The following is an 18718-nucleotide window of genomic DNA, read 5'->3' on the forward strand; positions in this document are numbered from 1 at the left end:
TGTTAGCCCGCCATGAACCGGTCGTAGGCCGAAGACAGGTCGGCCGGAAGGACGGACACGTTGCACTGGCTCTGGGTGTCGCCGATCGGCGCCAGGATGCCGCGCAGCTCGTAGTACTCCTGCGGATTGGCCGTGAAGTAGCCACGGATGTCGGCTGCGGTCTGATCCCGCGGCTGGTTGTGTGCCGCGAAGACCACCTGTTCGGCACCCGGGTGGGCCCGCAGGTAGTCCCGCGCCGAGCCCGTCACGGTGCTGACGGTGTTGGCGACGCCTGCGCCGCTGCAATCGGGTGCCGCCGACGCCGCCGGTGCGGCGATGGTTGCGGCAGCTACTCCGGTGAACAGCCCGCCGACCACCATGCCGATGGCTCCGCGACGCATGGTCATACCACTGAATTTCATGATCGATTTCCCCTCGGGAGTCTCGTGTAATTCGCCGTTTCCTCGACTCGAACTCCACGGTACGCGTCGTCCAGGGACTCCCCCGGTGTCGTCAAAGCTCGCTCGCAGCATTCCTGCCAGGCGTTACGCGAATGCGGCGTGAGTTGGGCAACATTGTGGGCCGAAATCGATGAGCGTCGGGGTAGATCTTCAGAGCTCGGGCCGAATTCTTAATTGATCGTGATCATTCGCGTGACCGAATCGTTATTCGGCCAATTTGCGGACACCCCTGTAAATGCCCTTTCGGACGATCAACGGCTGCAGGATCCGGTCGATCGACCACGAGGGGAACCGGAACGCCCGGCCGTTGGGCGCGAAGACCTCCAACCCGTCGGGTTGGGCGCCCAACACCGAACCCCAGCGGCGCTCCGGCGCGCGGTAACTGCGCAGCCTTTTCCCGTCGAACTCGGCGCGAACGTTGTGAGCCAGCAGACCGTCGGCCCGGTTGCGCGCGGAGCTGCGAAGCGGGTCCGTGGCGGCGACGTCGCCGATCGCGAACAGTCCCGCGTGGCCGGGTACGCGGAGGTCGGGCGCCACACGGACGAAGCCGTTCTCGTCGAGAAGTTCGGCAGGCAGCCAGTCGGTATTCGGCTTCACCCGCCCGATCGCCCAGAGCACGGCGTCCGCAGACGTCGGCGCCTCGCCGGTACTCCATTGGACGGGCCCGGTGCTGATCTCGTCGCAGGCGAAGCCATCGGGGACGACCGCGCGGTGCCCGTCGTGCAGCCCGACCCCGAGATCGGTGAGCCTGCGTCGGATTCGGCTCCAGACCCGGGGGTGGTGCGCAGGTAGCGGGCGCTCGCCCGGGTAGTACAGGTCCACCCGCTTGTCCGGCCAGGTGCCCGCCAGGTTGGCGGCACTGCTAACCGCCGCCGCACCGCCTCCGACGACGGCGATGGCGTCGGCGCGGGTCAGTCGGTCGTGCGCGGCGCGGAGATCGGCGCCTACGTCTGCGGCGGACTGCAGCGTCGGTCGCCGCCAGAAGCCGTTCGCCACCCCGGTCGAGATCACCAGCGCGTCGTAGCCCTCGGTCTGCAACGTGCCGTCCCCGTACTCGACCGAGACCTCTCGCGCTAGGAGGTCGACGCCGGCGAGTCTGCCGTGCACGGTGCGCACACGGTCGAGTCCGCGGAATCTGTCGAAGCCGATCCAGTAGTCGTTGGCCCAGTCGTCGGGGCGGCTGAGTCGGATGCCCAACTCCTGACCGCTGACCAGCGCGGGCTTGGCCGAGATGCCGACGACGTCGGTGTGGCGCGCCAGCCGGATCGCGGTGAGGATCCCACTGTCGCCGAGCCCGGCGATGACGACGCGGCGCCTCACGTCACCCTCTTCGGCGGGCGGGGCACGAACCGCGACACCCGGTCGAGGACGTCCTGGTACGCCGGCCGTCTTTCGAGGCTGCGCGTCTCCATCATCGGGATGCTGGCGCCGAGGAACATCGCCAGGATGGCTACCGCGCCGAGGACCAGCCACCACGCGTCAGCCGGCGCGGCCGCGACGCCGAACAGGGCGAGGGCGAGCCAGAAGGCGAACTCTCCGAAGTAGTTTGGATGCCGCGACCAACTCCACAGGCCATGGTCCATCACGTCACCCGGGCGACGGTCCCGCACGAACCGGTGCATTTGGACGTCGGCCACGAGCTCGAGCGCGACCGCCGCCAGACCGATGACGAACGCCAGCCAGCTGAGCCACGCGATGCCCGCGCCGGGCCGGGTCACCGCCACGTACACCGGCACCATGCCGAGGAAGACCTGGCACGTGGGGATGAGGTGGATGGCGACCAGGTCGGCACCGAACTCCCAGCGACCCGCGCGTTCCTTGAACATCGGGTAGCGCCAGTCCTCGTGGTGCAGGCCGGGGAAGGCGTACACCCAGTTGGCGGTCAGCCGGATCGCCCAGAGCACGACCACGATGGCCACCAGCCAGCACCGCAGCCGGTCCACGTCCGGGCTTGCCTGGCTCCACCAATAGAAGAGCAGCAGCGGCGGGATCACGCTCCAGTACGCGTCGTAGAAACTCGAGTTCCGGTAGGCGCGGCTGAAGGCGAAGATGACGACGGTGGCCAGCAGGTCGGCGATGAAGGTGTCGAGCCAGAGCAGACCCGTAGTGGGGCCCCAACCGAGCCACGCCGCAGCCACGCCGACGGCGACGACGTAGGCGGCGGTGACGATGGCCAGTGACCGGGTCTTGCTCATCAGCTCCCTCGGGGTCCGCGGCGAGCCGAAATGTAACACGTTCTAGTTGCACTGCGGGCTGGGTCACATCTCCGCCCACGACCCTCGCCTCGGCGCCGTTTCGCTCTCCGGGCCGTCGGGTAAGTCCAAGGAGGCGCCCAGCCGCCCGCGCCGAAACCCACACGCTCGACAGAATGAGGTATCCATGCCCAGGAATGACGCCATCACCAGCAATCAGGACCTCGTGGACTTCCTGACCACCCAGCACGAAGAGATCAAGCGACTCTTCGTCGAGACGCTCGACGCGGCTGACGTTGCGGCACAAGAGAAGTCGTTCAATGCGTTGCGCACGCTGCTCGCCGTGCACGAGACCGCCGAGGAGATGATGGTCCATCCGCGGGTACGCCGGAAGATCACCGACGGGCCGGCGATCGTGGCGGCGCGCCTCGCCGAGGAGCACGACTCCAAGGTGGCGCTGGAGGCGATCGAGAAGCTGGAGTTCGGCACCGCCGAGTTCAGCAAGTCTCTGATACATCTTCAGGCGGCCGTCCTCCGGCATGCCGAGAAGGAGGAGACCGAGGAGTTCACGCGCCTCGAAGAGGAGTTGGACGCGGACGAACTGAAGAAGCTGACCGCCGCGGTCATCGTCGCCGAGCGGATCGCGCCGACTCGCCCACACGTCGGCATCGAGTCGGGTACCGCGAACTTCCTCGTGGGTCCCTTCGCGTCGTTGCTCGACCGGGCACGCGACGCGCTGAAGCGCATCGCTGCGTAGAGGCATGACCGCCGAACGTCCCCCCGGTGTCGGTTGACGGGTGTCGACTTCCTATCGTGGCTGGATGAGCAACGTTGCTGATTCAGACCTGGTCGCCGACCTGGCGTCGGGGGTCGTTCGAGACCACGATCCGAAGTCGGTGCCCGTCCAGGAGTTCCTCGGCGCCTGCTACGACGCTGGCCTGTCGTGGGTGCACTTTCCCGAAAACTCTGGCGGACTCGGGCTTTCACGCAGAACTCAGGCCGTCGCGGACCGGATCCTTCAGGGTGCGGGCGGCCCCGTGCCGCTGGGACTGAACCCGATGGGCTACGGCATGGCGGCGCCGACGCTGCGCGAACACGCGCAGTCCGACGATCTCAAGCGCTTCTGGTTGCGTCCCCTGGCCACCACCGAGGACATCTGGTGCCAGCTGTTCTCCGAGCCGGGTGCAGGCTCCGACCTGGCTGGACTCGCCACGTCGGCGGTCCCGGACGGCGACGTCTGGGTGATCAACGGACAGAAGGTCTGGACCAGCCTCGCGCACCGGGCACGGTGGGGTCTGCTGCTCGCCCGCACCAATCCCGACGTGCCGAAGCACAAGGGCCTGACCTACTTCGTCATCGACATGCACTCCCCTGGTGTCGAGACGCGCCCGCTGCGCCAGTTGACCGGCCAGGCCGAGTTCAACGAGGTGTACTTCACCGACGCGCGCATCCCCGACGCGCACCGCCTCGGCGAGGTCGGCAACGGCTGGGCCGTGGCGATGACCACGCTGATGAACGAACGCAGCGCACTCGGCGGCAGCGGCAGCAGGCGCGGTGCGGGCACCATCTCCGAAGCCGTCTCGCTGTGGGCGGCCAGGCCGGAGCGACAGACACCCGTCCTGCGCGACCGGCTCACCCAACTGTGGTTGCGGTCGGAGGCACAGCGCCTCACCTCCGAGCGGTCGCGGGCGATGGCCACCGTCGGCGGGCCGGGCCCGGAAGGCTCGATCGGCAAGCTCGTGGGCGCCGAACTGAACCAGCACATCTACCAGTTCTGCATGGATCTGCTTGGGCCGGAAGGGATTCTGTACCACGGGTACGTGACGCCCGACGCGGATCGAGACGACGCGGACTGGCGAGGTCCGATCCAGCAGCGGTACCTGCGAAGCCGTGCCAACACCATCGAAGGTGGCACGTCAGACGTGATGCGCAACATCCTCGGCGAGCGGGTCCTCGGCCTGCCCGGCGACCTACGTGCCGATGCAGGCATGCCGTGGAAGGAGATCCCCCGTGGTTGAGGAGCTAGCGGATCAACCCCGCCAATCTGCTGAGTTCACGTTCACCGACGAGCAGGACCAGTTGCGCGGTGCGGTGCGCCGGTTCTGCGCCGAGAACTTCGACGAGCAGGCGGTGCGCCGGCTGATGGAGTCCGATCCGCCGTTCGACCCGAAGTCATGGGCCCGTCTGGGCACCGAGCTCGGCGTGCTCGGGCTCTCGGTGCCGGAGGCCGACGGCGGCGTCGGGGGCACCCTCGTCGACCAGGCCGTCGCGGTCGAGGAACTGGGTGCGGCACTCGCCTGCGGACCGTCGTTCGGCACGGTGTTCCTCGCCGTCCCCGCGCTGGTGGCCGCCTCCGCGAGCGCGGTGCGAAACGAACTGTTGACCGAGCTCGTCGAGGGTCGTCGGACCGCGGCGTTCGCCGTCAACGACCGGGCGGGGGCCTTCGATGCCTCTGCGGTCGCGGTCACCGCATCGGGGTCCGGTGATTCGTGGGCGCTGACCGGGACCGTCGACCGCATCGTCGACGCGGGCGCGGCCGACGAGCTGTTGGTGGCGGCGGCCGGCCCCGACGGGGTCGGGTTGTACGCGGTCGACACCGCGGGTTCCGGCGTGCAGCGGACGCCGCTCCTCACGGTCGACCAGACGCGGCCCCAGGCCGGGGTGACGTTGTCCGACGCACCCGCCCGCCTGGTGGCCGGACCCGACGAAGCCGAGCGCGTCATCACCCACGCGTTGCAGGTCGGGTCGGCGCTGTTGGCGGTCGAGCAGGTTGGTGCCGGGCAGCATCTGCTCGACGTCGCGGTGCAGTACGCCAAAGACCGCTTGCAGTTCGGCAGGCCCATCGGATCGTTCCAGGCCGTCAAGCACCGGTTGGCGGACATGATGGTCGACCTCGAGCACGCTCGGTCGACGGCCTATCACGCGGTGTGGGCGTTGACGGACGGCTCGGACGACCCCGTGCTCGCGACCAGCATCGCGCAGGCGACGTGCTCAGCGGCCTTCAGCCGGATCGCCAACGACACCATCCAGACCCTCGGCGGCATCGGCTTCACCTGGGAACACCAGGCGCACTTGTACTTCAAGCGCGCAACCACCGACGCGGCGCTGCTGGGAAGCGCGGAGCAACACCGATCGCGCGTCGCCGAGCTGGTCCTGGACAACGCGACTGAAGAGAAGCCGCCGCGAGTCGCCGACGGCACCCGCACCTAATCGCCGTCTTCTTTTCGCGCGAGCGTGCGTGTTTGCGGGCGACACGCCGATCAACGTCGCGAGTTCACGCACGCTCGGTGAGTTTATATCTGTCCATTCGGGTCAGACCGTGCTGCAATCACGAAATGAGCAGCTACCACCCCGACATGCAGAAGGCGCGTTTCGCCGACATCAAGAGCGACGTGCACGGCCTGATCTCCAAGAAGACAGCCGAACTCGACGGCGTGGCGGTCACGCAGGTGATCTTCGGCAAGGGCGCACGCTGGTCGAACGACCTCAAGGAGTATGCAGGCACCGACCTCTGCGAACTGCCGCACGTGGCGGTCGTCGTCAGCGGTGCGCTCGGTGTTCAGATGGCCGACGGTTCGGAAGAGGTCTTCGCCGCCGGTGACGTGATGCTGCTTCCGCCAGGGCACGACGCGTGGACCGTCGGCGACGAAGCCTGCACGTTCGTCGAATTCTCCCGCGGCGGCGACTATTACGCGCCCTAGGAAATGCCCTGCGGCGAGTTCTGCGCGAAGGTTGTGAATCGGTTCTTGAATTCAGCGTCTTGGTACAGAATTCGTGACGCGGAAACGCGCGGAGCCGTCACCACAGCGCGCGGTAGTTCAGCAGCGCACCGATGACGAGCACTATTCCGATGCCCAGGAACAGGATTCGCACGGTGATCGGCCCGTAGCGGGTCGTCACCCGAATGATGTTGCGCTGCATGCGCCTGGCCCGGATCGTCCGCTGCGTCGACAGGACCAACACCAGCAGTGACGGCACCAACGCGAGGCCGCAGTAGACGACCACGATCAGCGGCCACAGCGTCGGCAGCGGGTTGCGCGCGGACACCATCGTCAGCGTCGTCAGGTACGGGACGGACGTCGCCGCCTGGCCCAGCCCGATGGCCATCCCGACGATCGCGAACAACCACGGGTTGCGTCGGGTCAGGTTCAGCGCCCAGATGGGCGGTGCGGGTCGCGCCGAGCCCGAGAAGCTCGCAACGGCGACTAAGACCAGACCGAGCACCAACTGGCCCCAGTACCGTATGGCCGGGGTCAGGTCGAACTCGACCCGGTCGGTCAGGAAGTTGATGCCGAGGACGGTGAGCACGCCGAACGAGGTGGTCGCCGCGAAGACCCCCGCCACGAAGCTCAGGCCACCGGGCAGCGCCGACCGGCGGCTCAGCCTGCTGTCGTACACGACCGCCGACGTCACTCCCAGGTTCAGAACGTTCAGCGAGTCGAGTAACGCGAAGCCCAGGAGAGGCAGTAGTAGTCCCAGCATGACGTGACGAACCTACGGGAGCGGGCGCGCACCGTCGACGGGAGCCAGGGCATGAACTCGGCGTATGCGGGTATCCAGCACACTTCACGTCATCTCTCGGAAGGACTCATGACCGCGGCACGATCGCAGCTCGACCAGCCCGCCTTGGCCGAGGCCAACCGCATCGTGAGTGCGGTGGCCGGTGCGTTCTCGGCGAAGGTCGTCGGCCAGCACCACCTGCGGGAATCCATGCTGATAGGTCTCCTCGCCGGCGGTCACCTGCTCGTCGAGAGCGTGCCCGGCCTCGCGAAGACGACCGCGGCCCGGGTCGTCGCCGAATCGGTGGGCGGCGCATTCAAACGGATCCAGTGCACGCCCGACCTGCTGCCCAGCGACATCATCGGCACACAGATCTACGAGGCGGCGACCAATTCGTTCGTCACCCGACTGGGGCCCGTGCACGCCAACATCGTCCTGCTCGACGAGGTCAACCGCTCGAGCGCCAAGACCCAGAGCGCGATGTTGGAGGCGATGGAGGAACGCCAGACGACCATCGCGGGCGTCGAGTATCCGATTCCGGACCCGTTTCTGGTGATCGCCACCCAGAACCCGGTGGATCAGGAAGGCACGTACCCGCTGTCGGAGGCGCAGACCGACCGATTCATGCTCAAGGAGGTCGTCCAGTACCCGTCCACCGAGGATGAGGTCGAGGTGATCTCTCGGATGGACGCGGGGTTGTACGACAAGGACCACCGCACGGCGCCGGTGGTACACATCGACGACATCCGGCGCGTGCAGCAGTTGGCGGCGGCGGTGCACATGGACCGAGTACTCATTCGGTACGCCAGCCGCTTGGTCGGCGTCACCCGTGAGCCGGAGCTGCACCTGTCGCCGGGGACGGCTCGGCTCATCGAGTACGGGGCCAGCCCACGCGCCACCATCGCGTTCTGCCGCACGGCTCGGGCGCTTGCGGTGCTGCGCGGCCGCAGCCACGTCGTGCCGGACGACATCGCGAAGCTGGCGCACCGCGTCCTGCGGCACCGTCTGATCCTCGGTTTCGAGGCGGCCAGCGCGCGCGTCACGCCCGACGTCGTCGTCGACGCGGTTCTGCAGGCGGTGCGGGTGCCGTGAGCTCGTGGACGGTTGGATAGGTGGGGATGCATCTCGACCGCGCGAAGGCGTGCTTCGGGCGCGACGCCAGCGGTCTCCTCGAGGGTGGCCGCTATGCGTTGGTCCACACGCGCAGCCTGGAGTTCGATGATCTGCGGCCGTACGTGCAGGGCGACGACGTCCGCGACATCGACTGGAAGGCGTCGGCCCGCTCGGGCCAGGTGCTGATCAAGCGTTTCGTGACCGAGAAGCACCACAAGATCATGGTGGTGGCCGACGCGGGCCGGAACATGGCGGCGTCGGCCCCCTCGGGCGAGGTCAAGCGGGACGTGGCCGCCAACGTCATCGGCGCGATGGGGCTGATCACCCTGAGGCGGTCCGACGAGATCGGCGTGGTATTCGGTGATGCCCGCGGATGCGTCGACATCCGACTGCGACGCGGTGAGACGCACGTCGAGCACATGCTGCATCGGTTCCACCACCACGCCACCACCCGTCCGGCACCCAGTCACATACTGACGCAACTGAATTGGGTGGCGGTGCATCAACGTCGTCCATTGTTGATTTTCGTGGTGTCCGACGAGCCCGACCTCGACCCCCTGCTGGACGACGTACTCATCCGGCTCACGGCCAGGCACGACGTCCTTTGGGCGATGGTGTCGGACATGCCCCCTGTCGGTTCGGCCGACGACGAGCGCGACGGCTTCGACGTGGGCAACGGCGGCTTCGTCCTCAGCGGCGCAGCACTCGGTACACGCGTGGTCGACGCCTATCGTCGCGCCGAATTCGAACGGCGCGAACGCCTCTCGGAGTTCATGGTCAGCCATGGCATCCCGCACGCGGTGGTCCGGAGCAGCACCGCCGTGCGGACTCAGCTGATCGCGATGACCGAGGTGTACGCCCGTGCCGGATGACTTGATACGGCACGTCATCGGTCCGACGCCCTACTCGTCGTGGTGGTTCTGGCTCTCGGTCCTGCTCACGGTGACTCTGCTCGCCTGGTACGCCGCAATCCTCCTGATCACCATGCCGCGCCGGCGGTTGCGGAGCGTTCCGTTGGTCGGAGCGACGCGCGACCGAATCCTCCGCCACCGTTTCGCGCGCGCGGTGCATGCCATCGGGAACAGTTATCGGGCGGGCGAGTTGGATGCGGCGCCTGCCGGGGAGGCGGTCAGTCGCGAAGTGCGCCTCTTCCTCCGCGAAGCGACCGGCGTACGCGCCGAGTACATGCAGCTCGATGCCATCGCACGCAGTGAGATCGCACCAGCCGCAACACTTCTCGCAGACCTGATCGACGTCCAGTTCAACGCGGAGTCCGAGGTGGACGTCGGCCGGGTCAGCCGCGAGGCCGAGGAGCTGATCCGATCGTGGGCCTGACGTGGATGCTGGTCGTGATCGCAGGCTGCGTCGCCCTTGCGGTCTGCATCATCGCGGTACTGCTTCGACCGATGGGCGCCGAACGCCGGAGCCTCCGCCCGCTGGCCAACGCGGGGCGCTTGACCCAGTTGCCGGAGTACGTGCGTGCGGTTCGGTCGCGCACGCGGTCGGCCGTCGTGACGATCGTGCTACTCGTCGTGATGTTCGCCGGGGCGATCGTCGTCGGAGCACGACCGACCGGGTTACCCACCTCGGCAACGAAATACGGTGCGGGCGACCCCGAGGACATCATGCTGTGCATCGGTGCGCCCACGACCGATCCAGCCGCGAGCGCGTCGCTGAGTTACTTCGCCGGTCACGTGAACGGGTTCGGTACCCAACGCATCGGGCTGACCTCGCCGAACCGACGGGTGATACCGCTGACCCGCGACTATCAGTACGCGAAGCAGACGCTGTCGGACCATGCACGGCCCGCCGACCAACGCGGTGACGTGGCGGCGTTCTCGCCCGCGGTGTCCTACGCGGACTACTCCGAGGACGCCCGGGACTTGTTGGCGCTGTGCCTGACCGGGTTCCCCGACTTCGACCAGACTGCCGCGCAACGCCGTTCGTTGATCTACGTCGGCCCCGACGCGCCGCGAAGTCCCGGCGACCGGGGTCCGGCACTCTTCACCGCCGACCGGGTGAGAGACCTGGCGATCACGGCCGGCGTCCAGGTCAACACCGTCGTCACCGGCTACGATTCCGGCGCTCTCTCGTCGATTTCCCGCGACACCGGCGGACGCTCGTTCCCCGCGGAGTCGAACATGGCCAGGAACCTGGACGACATTCGCGACCACCCGCCCGCGGCCAGGTTCAGCGATCAGGACGATGAGAGCAGTCGTGCACACGAATCCCCCGACGTGCCGGCGTTGATCGCGCTCGCAGCGGCCGCGCTGGCCGGTTGGCCGATGGTGCAGCGCCGATGACCTTCCAGCCCGCCCTGCCCCCGTTGCTGTTCGCCGCCATCGCTGCGATCGTCCTGGTGGCCCGCATCGCCGCCCTACGCAGGCTCACACCGGCGACCCGCACCCGGACAGCGTTGTGGCGGTGGGCCGGGCTGACGGGCGCGGCGCTGCTCCTCGTCGCGACTGCCACGCGGCCCGTCCTGGAGCACCCTGATGAGTCCGCCACCCGCGTCGCGGATCGTGATGCCCCCAACGTGTTCCTCGTCGTCGACCGCTCGCCCGACATGCGGGTGGCGGACCAATCCGACGGGTCAACCAGGATGTCGGTAGCACGCGACGACGTCACCGCGCTGATCGACCGGTACCCCGGCGCCCGCGTCGCCGTCATCTCCTTCGCGGCGCGGCCCGCGCTCGACTGGCCGCTGTCGGTGGACACCTGGAGCCTGCGACCGGTGGCGTCCACGCTCGTGCCCTATGCGGCGGCCCCCGACACCGTGATGCTGACGAATGCAGGTGCGGCCGGAAACATGTTGCGCTACCAGCTGATCGGGGCGGTGCAGCAGTATCCGCGGGCGAAGAACCTGGTCTTCTATCTCGGCGCGGGTGCGGCGGAGTCGGAGGTGCCGGCACGCGACTTCAACCTACCCGAGGGGGCGGTCGACGGCGGCGCAGTGCTCGGCTACGGCACCGACGCGGGCGGTCCGATCCCCGGGACGGACGTCGCACGGTCGGCGATCGACGAGCCTGCGCTGCGCGGCATCGCCGGACAGATCGGCGTGCCGTATCTGGCGCGAGACAGCGTCGATCCGCTGGCATCCGCGCTTCCGAACGACGCCACCGACGTCGAGGCGTCCCGACCCCTCCGCAACGGCGACTCCGCAGGCCGGACGGAACTGTACTGGGCTCCGGCGATCCTGGCGGCCGCGTTGGTGCTCGTCGAGCTGTACTACGTGCTGCGGGAGTTCCGACGCACGCGACTGACCAACGCGGACGTCGACGTATGACCATGGATTGGTGGCGCCACGGATCACGCCGGGCACGGCTGCGTCGTCGGCTCCTGGTGTTCTCCGCACCCGTCGCGGTCGCGCTGATCGTCGTGCTGGTCAAGATGTGGTCCGTCGTGATCGCGGGTGGTTCGGCCGCTGCCGCCTTCGCCGAGCGTGACGCTGACGCATTGCGTGGTGACGTGGCGGCGCTCCAGGTCCTCAACGTCGTCGAACCAGCGAACGCCTATTTCGCCGTAGGCAATCTCGCCGTGCTCGACGACCGGCTCGACGATGCCGACGAGCAGTTCGGCAATGCACTGGCCCGCACCGAGTCTCGGGAGTCGTGTTCCGTCCGGGTCAACCTCGAACTCGTCAGGGAGACCCTCGGAGACCGCGCCGCCGAGGTATTCGACGGGAGATCGGCCGTCAACTGGTATCGCAGCGCGTTGGCCGCCGTTGAGGGCTCCCCGGGCGGCTGCTTCAGGGGCAGCACCGACCCCGACGAGGAGCGCCGACGGTTGCTCGACGGAGCGGCCGCCCGACTCACCGACAAGATCAACGCCGCGTCGGCGGCACCCCCTCCCCCGCCGCCACCGCCGGACGCACCCCCTCCGGCAGCACCGTCTTCGCCGTCCGGGTCGGCGCCGACGGACCCGGACCGGCAGCTGCGGCTCAATCCCGGTGTCGGTGACCCACTGGAACGTCTACAGCAGATCTTGCGCGATGCGGCGGCCGCTCAGAACGGTGGCTAGGACCGGCACGCACGGAGCGGTCGCACTACATTCGGGGGGTGGCATCGGTATTGACGGTGAACCGCACGCAGGTGGATGCGGACGGCGCCGAACCCAAGACGGGGATCGACAAGCGTCCGGCCAGCGGAGCGCTCGCCGTTCGGACGCCCGGCGCGAAGCGCGGCGGACTCGGCAGCGGCATCGTCGGCGACGTCATCGGCAACCGGAAGTTGCACGGGGGCGACGATCAAGCCGTCTACGCCTACGCACGCGAGGATCTCGACGCGTGGGCGGCCCGATTGGGCCGTGATCTCACCAACGGCATGTTCGGCGAGAACCTCACGACGGCGGGCATCGACGTGACCGGCGCAGTGATCGGCGAGCGGTGGCGCATCGGCTCCGAAGGCGTGTTGCTCGAGGTGACCAGTCCAAGGACGCCGTGCAAGACCTTCGCCAAGCGGCTCGGAATCGACGGCTGGATAAAGACATTCGCGCACGGCGGCTCGCCGGGTGGCTACCTGCGGGTGATCGAGCCGGGGTCGGTGTCCGGTGGGGATTCCGTCGAGGTGGTGGAGCGTCCCGAACACGGCATCACCATCGGCTTCGTGTACCGCGCCCTCATGTTGGAGCCGGACCTCCTGCCCGCGATTCTCGAAGCCGACGCACTCCCCGACGACGTCAAGCAACTCGCACGGCGACGAGCAGCAGGATAGCAAGAAGGGCACCCGATGTCGGGTGCCCTTCGTTGGTGTGACGCCGATTCAGCGGCCGTTGCCCACGACGGGGGCTGGCGGGGTGTTCACCTGCTGCTGGATGTCGTTGATCCACTGGTGGTGGTCGATGCCGGTGACGAAACCAACCGAGGCGGGCTCGGCGACGGTGGTGGCCCCAGCGGGGGCGGCCAACCCCACGAGTGCGGCGGCGAATGCGGTGGCGGCCATGGTGGCAAACCCGAACTTCTTCATCTCGAAGCCTTCTTCCTTGATCCTTCTCGGTGTTCTGCCTGCTCCAACACGGTGCTCGACCGCAAAATTCCGCTAGCAGGAAGTGTGCGCCCGGTGGCAGAATCGAATCAGCCGACCCCGAATCACTAGCCCGTCTAGCGTGCGCTGGAATCAGCATTCGCGCGGAGGCGGGCAACTGCAACCGTGACCTGAGACACCCTGCCTCGTGCGTGGAATGAATCCTCTCCCTTGCCGGTTCGACCAAACAGACCGGAACGAAGGCGACTTCAACCGGTAAGAGCGTCCGAATCGGGGCATCCAGGCCACGGCTCGATCACGTTCGAGATGAAGGGATGAGCATCATGAAGAGCATGAAGAAGATTGGTTTCGCCACGATCGTCGCCGGTGGCCTCGCCGCCAGCGCCCTGGGTTTCTCGGGTGCCGCGCAGGCCGACATCGACCATCACGCGTTCATCAACGAGATCACGCCGACCGTCAACGTGCCGCACGTCGACACCACGGTTCACCAGAGCCGCTAACCACGACTCCCGAAGGGTGCACCCGCAACGCGGGTGCCCCCTTCTTCGTGCGCGCCTGCAGGCGGCAGTATGGGTTGATGACGCTCACCCACCGCGACGTCGAGGCCAACGGAATCTCGATTCACACCGTCTCCGTGGGTGACGGCCCACCGGTGCTGTTCTGCCATGGTTTCCCCGAATCCTGGTACTCCTGGCGCCACCAGCTCCAGTCCGTGGCCGACGCGGGTTTCCGTGCTGTGGCGATGGACATGCGTGGCTACGGCAAGACCAGTGCGCCCGAGGACATCGGCGCCTACACGTTGAGCCACCTGGTCGGCGACACGGTCGGCGTCGTCAGTGCGTTGGGCGCCGACCAGGCGGTCATCGTGGGCCACGACTGGGGCGCGCCCGTGGCCTGGTATAGCGCCTTGATGCGGCCCGACGTCTTCCGCGCCGTGGCGGCGCTTGGCGTTCCGTACACACCGCCGATCGGAGGCTTCCCTCCTGGCGTGACCATGAACGACCTGATGCAGGCGGCGGCCGGTGAGCGCGACTACTACCGGTTGTACTTCCAGGAGCCGGGCATCGCCGAAGTCGAGATCGAAGCCGATCTGGAGCACTTCGTGCGCGGTTTCCTCTACACCGTCAGCGGTGACATCGTCGAAGACGGTGTTCACGAACGTGGCTGGGCCGGTTACTTCCCCAAGGGAGAACGGTTCGTCGATCAACTGGTGTTGCCGCAAGAGCTTCCCGGATGGATCACCGACGCCGACGTCGCCACGTACGTCGAGGAGCTGCTGCGCAACGGGATTCGCGGTGGCCTCAACTGGTACCGCAACCTCAATGCACTACCGACGGTGCTGGCGCCGTTCGTCGGGTCAGTCATCCGACAACCCGCGCTCTACCTTGCCGGCGAGCACGATCTCATCGCCGGGAACACCGACGACGCTCTGGAAGGGATGCGCGCGGCTCTCCCGCAACTTCATGCGCTACAGGTCTTCTCGGGTGCCGGGCACTGGTTGCAACAGGAACGGCCAGCCGAGGTCAATGCAGCACTCGTGGACTTCCTGCACGCGCTATGACCGCGTGATGGCATCGATCGCGCGGTGGATGCGCTGCTCGCTGACCGGTCTCGCCGTGCCGAGCTGCTGGGCCCACAGGCTCACCCGGAACTCCTCGATGAGGCGCGCGACGTCACGCACGTCGTCGGCGGCGGCCCGTGATGGCGAAAGCGCCTGAGTCAGTTCGTCATACGCGTCCTGCAGCGCATGGACGCGAAGCATCCGTTCACGATCGGCACCGATGCCGTGTGGCAACCGGTCGAGGCGCCTACCGATCGCCGTCACATAACGGGCCAGATCCAGGAGATGCGCGCCCCCGGTGGCGGCGACGAAACCTGCGGGGAGCAACACGGCGAGCTGCGCGCGGATGTCGGCGATGGCATCCGACTGGGCCGGTGGCGGCAGGCCGGGCAACGCGAGCTGCACCTCGCGCAACGCCGCGAGCACGCGTTCGACGCGGTTGAGGATGTCGCGAATCGTCGGGGCCATGGCCGCGGCCACCCGGTCTCGCACGGCGGTGAACTCGGCTCGGCTCCAGACCGGGTTCGGCGCGAGGGCCGCCACTGCGGCGTCGGCGCAGTCGTCCAGCAGTGCGGCGAGCGAGCCATCCGGGTTGGCCCCAAGGGTAAGCCGAGTTCGGGTGTCCAGCTGTTTCTCAAGGGCTTTGGACGGCGACGGCACCGTCAACCGCAAGAGGCGGCGGGTTCCCGGTCCCATCGCTGCCGCCTGTTCCGCCGGTGTGGCGAAAACCCGCACGTCGACCGCGGCGCCCCCGTCGACCAGGGCCGGGTATCCGCGCACCGCGCGTCCGCCGCCGGTGGTCTCGACAACGCGCGGCAGCTCGTCGAGATCAGTCGGCCACGCCCGCAGGCCCTTACGCTCGAGCTCACCGGCGAAGGCGTCGGCCACGGCATTGCGCACCGGAGCGGCGAGCCGCTCCTGCAGAGCCTCGAGGTCCTTTCCACGCGCCAGCTCGGTCCCGTCGTCGGCCTCGACGGCGAACGTCACGCGCAAGTGATCCGGGATCTTCCCCAGATCGAACGCCTCGATCGGGACCAGCACGCCGGTGCGACGCCGCAGTTCGCGCTGCAGCTCGTCCAGTAGCGGTCCGGCGCTCGGGTCGATCGAGGCGACGACGGCCCGCGCGGTGTCCGGTGCGGGAACGAAGTTGCGCCGCAGGTCCTTCGGGAGCGACTTGATGAGCGCTGTGATCAGTTCTTCGCGCAATGCCGATACGTGCCAGCCGAACTCGTCGCCTCCGAGGCGCGCGAGCACCTGAACGGGGATGTGCACGGTGACACCGTCGTCCTCGCGGCCCGGCTCGAAGCGGTAGGTCAGTGGCAGCGACAGATCGTCGGCCTCCCAGGTATCCGGCTGATCCGCGTCGTCGTCATGACGCAGTAGGTCGTCGCGGGTGAACGTCAGCAGATCCGGCGTGCGGTGCCGTTGCTTCTTCCACCACCCGTCGAAGTCACGCGCCGACACCACCTCCGGAGGCACGCGGACGTCGTAGAAGGCGTGGATCTCGTCGTCGTCGACGAGCAGGTCGCGGCGGCGGGCGCGCTCCTCCAACTCGGCGATTTCCTCACGCAGCCTGGTGTTGTCGCGGAAGAAGTGATGACGGGTCTGCCAGTCGCCCTCGACGAGAGCATGACGGATGAACAAGTCTCGGGCCACCGCTGCGTCGACCTCGGCGTAACCGATGCGGCGATGCGCCACCAACGGCAGCCCGTACAGCGTGACTCGCTCGTAGCCCATGACCGCACCGCGCCTGGCGTCCCAGTGCGGCTCGCTGTAGGTGCGTTGCACGAGATCACCCGCCACGCGCTCGACCGCTTCGGGCTCGATGCGCGCCGCGATTCGGCCGAACAACCGACTGGTCTCCACCAGGTCCGCGACGACGACCCACCGTGGAGGCTTCTTGGTGAGCACCGAGCCCGGCGCGAGAACGAACTTCGAGTTCCGCGCCCCTTGGAAATCTCGGGAGTCCTTACCGTCCCCCTCGCGTAAACCGATGTGCGACAACAACCCCGAGAGCAGTGCGGCATGCACCCTTGCCGGGTCGGCGGGCTCGGGGTCGTCGCTCTCCCGGATGCCGAGGTCGCGGGCGATGCTCCGCAGTTGGCCGGTGAGGTCCTGCCATTCACGGATGCGCAGGTAGTGCAGGAACTCCTCCCGGCACATTCGACGGAACGCGCTGCCCGACAACGCTCTTCGTTGCTCACCCAGATAGCGCCACAGGTTGAGGTAGGAACTGAAGTCGGAGAACTCGTCGGCGAACCTGGCGTGCTTCTGTCGCGCGGCCTCCTCGCGGTCGGTCGGGCGCTCGCGCGGGTCGGGAATCGACAGCGCCGCGGCCAGCACCAGCACGTCGCGCACGCAGCCCTCGGCGTCGGCAGCCAGGATCATCCGCCCGATGCGCGGGTCCAGCGGCAGCTTCGCGAGCCGGCGGCCCAGCTCGGTGATGGCGCCATCGCCGTCGAACGCGCCGAGCTCGCGCAGCAATTGCACGCCGTCGCGGATGCTGCGGGCATCCGGCGGGTCGAGGAACGGGAAGTTCTCGATGTCACCGAGGCCGAGAGCAGCCATCTGCAGGATCACCGCGGCGAGGTTGGTGCGCAGGATCTCGGGATCGGTGTAGCGGGGCCGAAGCTCGAAGTCGTTCTCCGAGTAAAGCCGGATGCAGACGCCGGGTGCGGTGCGTCCCGACCGGCCAGCCCGCTGCGCGGCCGACGCCTGCGAGATCGGTTCGATCGGCAGGCGCTGCACCTTGGTCCGCCGGCTGTACCGGGAGATGCGGGCCGTGCCGGGATCCACGACGTAGCGGATCCCCGGCACCGTCAGCGACGTCTCGGCGACGTTGGTGGCCAGCACCACTCGGCGACGGGACTGCGACGGCGCGAAGACCTTCTGCTGCTCCGCCGTCGGCAGCCGCGCATACAGCGGCAGTACCTCGGTGAACGTCAGCGCCTCGCGCAGCGCCTCTGCGGTGTCGCGGATCTCGCGCTCGCCGGACAGGAAGACCAGCACGTCGCCGGGCGGCTCGGCCTCCAATTCGCGGACGGCGTCGATGATGGCGTCGGTCTGGTCTCGGACCTCGGTGCGGATCACGTCGTGGTCCGGGTCGTCGGGATCCTCGTCGTCACCCGATGGCGCGATCACTTCCAGTGGGCGGTAACGGATTTCGACGGGGTACGTCCGCCCCGACACCTCGACGATCGGCGCCCCAGCGAAGTGTGCCGCGAAGCGCTCCGGCTCGATCGTCGCCGACGTCACGATGACCTTGAGATCGGGCCGTCGCGGCAAGAGTTCCCGAAAGTAGCCGAGCAGGAAGTCGATGTTCAGGCTGCGTTCGTGAGCTTCGTCGAGGATCAGGGTGTCGTAGCGCAGCAGCCGACGATCGCGCTGGACCTCGGCGAGCAGGATCCCGTCGGTCATCAGCTTGACCAGCGTGCGGTCACTCGCATGGTCGTTGAACCGGACGGTGTAGCCGACCGCCTCGCCCAGCGGGACGTGCAACTCGTCGGCGATGCGCTGGCTGACGGTTCGGGCGGCGAGCCTGCGCGGTTGGGTGTGGCCGATGGTGCCGCGGATGCCGCGGCCCAGTTCGAGGCAGATCTTCGGCAGCTGCGTGGTCTTGCCCGATCCGGTCTCGCCGGCGATCACGACCACCTGGTGCTCGTTGATGGCCGTCGCGATGTCGTGTCGCATCTCGCTCACGGGCAGATCGGGGTAGGTGATCTCGGGCACGGCGGCGAGGCGGGTGGCGACGAGGGCTTCCGCCGTGGCGAACTGCTCGGCGATCTTGGCCAACGCCGCGGGACTGCTGCCGCGAAGTCCACGCAGTCGACGCCGCAGCCGGTCGGCGTCGCGGATCGTCAGGCCATCGAGGCGCGGGCGTAGCTCGCGCAGCTCGGGGCTGGACGGTTCGGACACTCGGCAACGATAGGC

General features: G+C 67.9%; 19 protein-coding genes. 13 read left to right on the forward strand and 6 right to left on the reverse strand.

Annotated elements, in window-relative coordinates; genetic code table 11:
* Positions 1–2: 2 nt before the first annotated feature.
* The 3 genes from VET27_RS13735 to VET27_RS13745 all read right to left on the reverse strand — a co-directional run bounded on the left by VET27_RS13735 (position 3) and on the right by VET27_RS13745 (position 2635).
* Positions 3–401 carry a hemophore-related protein gene (locus VET27_RS13735; protein WP_526518939.1) on the reverse strand — a complete coding sequence of 133 codons (399 nt, stop codon included), beginning with the start codon at positions 399–401 and terminating at the stop codon, positions 3–5.
* Between the two features lie 243 nt (positions 402–644).
* Entirely contained in the window at positions 645–1760 is a 1116-nt protein-coding gene (locus tag VET27_RS13740; RefSeq protein ID WP_526518941.1) for an FAD-dependent oxidoreductase, read from the reverse strand.
* Positions 1757–2635, reverse strand: coding sequence for a DUF1295 domain-containing protein (locus tag VET27_RS13745; RefSeq protein ID WP_526518943.1), 879 nt, complete (start codon positions 2633–2635; stop codon positions 1757–1759). Before VET27_RS13745 ends, VET27_RS13740 begins: the two co-directional genes overlap by 4 nt.
* 184 nt (positions 2636–2819) lie before the next feature.
* Between VET27_RS13745 and VET27_RS13750 the strand changes: the two genes are divergently transcribed.
* From VET27_RS13750 to VET27_RS13765, 4 genes are all read left to right on the forward strand, one after another.
* Positions 2820–3389, forward strand: a complete 570-nt coding sequence (locus VET27_RS13750; protein ID WP_526518945.1) for a hemerythrin domain-containing protein — start codon at positions 2820–2822, stop codon at positions 3387–3389.
* Positions 3390–3453: 64 nt separating this feature from the next.
* Complete coding sequence (locus VET27_RS13755; protein WP_526518947.1) at positions 3454–4650, forward strand: acyl-CoA dehydrogenase family protein; 1197 nt, start codon at positions 3454–3456, stop codon at positions 4648–4650.
* Entirely contained in the window at positions 4643–5842 is a 1200-nt protein-coding gene (locus tag VET27_RS13760) for an acyl-CoA dehydrogenase family protein (RefSeq protein WP_526518949.1), read from the forward strand. The genes VET27_RS13755 and VET27_RS13760 overlap by 8 nt, the downstream gene beginning before the upstream one ends.
* A 125-nt stretch (positions 5843–5967) precedes the next feature.
* Positions 5968–6333 carry a cupin domain-containing protein gene (locus VET27_RS13765; RefSeq protein WP_526518951.1) on the forward strand — a complete coding sequence of 122 codons (366 nt, stop codon included), beginning with the start codon at positions 5968–5970 and terminating at the stop codon, positions 6331–6333.
* 97 nt (positions 6334–6430) lie between these two features.
* Here VET27_RS13765 and VET27_RS13770 read toward each other — a convergent pair whose 3' ends face one another.
* Positions 6431–7114, reverse strand: a complete 684-nt coding sequence (locus VET27_RS13770) for a GAP family protein (protein ID WP_526518953.1) — start codon at positions 7112–7114, stop codon at positions 6431–6433.
* A 108-nt stretch (positions 7115–7222) separates the two neighbouring features.
* On the opposite strand from VET27_RS13770, the gene VET27_RS13775 reads away from it, so the two are divergent.
* Genes VET27_RS13775 through VET27_RS13805 form a run of 7 tightly spaced genes read left to right on the forward strand, consistent with a single transcriptional unit; the run spans position 7223 to position 12957 of the window.
* On the forward strand, positions 7223–8224 hold the full coding sequence (locus VET27_RS13775; RefSeq protein ID WP_526519032.1) for an AAA family ATPase: 1002 nt from the start codon (positions 7223–7225) through the stop codon (positions 8222–8224).
* Positions 8225–8244: 20 nt separating this feature from the next.
* Complete coding sequence (locus VET27_RS13780) at positions 8245–9117, forward strand: DUF58 domain-containing protein (protein ID WP_526518955.1); 873 nt, start codon at positions 8245–8247, stop codon at positions 9115–9117.
* A complete protein-coding gene (locus VET27_RS13785; RefSeq protein ID WP_526518957.1) occupies positions 9107–9580 on the forward strand; it encodes a hypothetical protein in 474 nt (157 codons plus the stop codon). Before VET27_RS13780 ends, VET27_RS13785 begins: the two co-directional genes overlap by 11 nt.
* Entirely contained in the window at positions 9571–10548 is a 978-nt protein-coding gene (locus VET27_RS13790; RefSeq protein WP_526518959.1) for a hypothetical protein, read from the forward strand. The genes VET27_RS13785 and VET27_RS13790 overlap by 10 nt, the downstream gene beginning before the upstream one ends.
* The gene (locus tag VET27_RS13795; protein WP_526518961.1) at positions 10545–11531 is read left to right on the forward strand and encodes a peptidase; all 987 of its coding nucleotides are present in this window, start codon (positions 10545–10547) and stop codon (positions 11529–11531) included. Before VET27_RS13790 ends, VET27_RS13795 begins: the two co-directional genes overlap by 4 nt.
* Positions 11528–12265: a hypothetical protein gene (locus VET27_RS13800; RefSeq protein WP_526518963.1), complete on the forward strand. Its 738-nt coding sequence runs from the start codon at positions 11528–11530 to the stop codon at positions 12263–12265. Before VET27_RS13795 ends, VET27_RS13800 begins: the two co-directional genes overlap by 4 nt.
* 38 nt (positions 12266–12303) lie before the next feature.
* Positions 12304–12957, forward strand: coding sequence for an MOSC domain-containing protein (locus tag VET27_RS13805; RefSeq protein WP_526518965.1), 654 nt, complete (start codon positions 12304–12306; stop codon positions 12955–12957).
* A 48-nt stretch (positions 12958–13005) separates the two neighbouring features.
* On the opposite strand, the gene VET27_RS13810 is transcribed toward VET27_RS13805, so the two are convergent.
* A complete protein-coding gene (locus VET27_RS13810; RefSeq protein WP_526518967.1) occupies positions 13006–13209 on the reverse strand; it encodes a hypothetical protein in 204 nt (67 codons plus the stop codon).
* Between the two features lie 350 nt (positions 13210–13559).
* On the opposite strand from VET27_RS13810, the gene VET27_RS13815 reads away from it, so the two are divergent.
* On the forward strand, positions 13560–13727 hold the full coding sequence (locus tag VET27_RS13815) for a hypothetical protein (protein WP_526518969.1): 168 nt from the start codon (positions 13560–13562) through the stop codon (positions 13725–13727).
* A gap of 77 nt (positions 13728–13804) precedes the next feature.
* Entirely contained in the window at positions 13805–14788 is a 984-nt protein-coding gene (locus tag VET27_RS13820) for an alpha/beta fold hydrolase (RefSeq protein WP_526518971.1), read from the forward strand.
* On the opposite strand, the gene hrpA is transcribed toward VET27_RS13820, so the two are convergent.
* Positions 14783–18703, reverse strand: a complete 3921-nt coding sequence (gene hrpA, locus VET27_RS13825) for an ATP-dependent RNA helicase HrpA (RefSeq protein WP_526518973.1) — start codon at positions 18701–18703, stop codon at positions 14783–14785. The genes VET27_RS13820 and hrpA overlap by 6 nt on opposite strands.
* Between the last annotated feature and the right edge of the window lie 15 nt (positions 18704–18718).

This window comes from Mycobacterium sp. (assembly GCF_035633495.1).
Taxonomy (GTDB): Bacteria; Actinomycetota; Actinomycetes; order Mycobacteriales; family Mycobacteriaceae; genus Mycobacterium.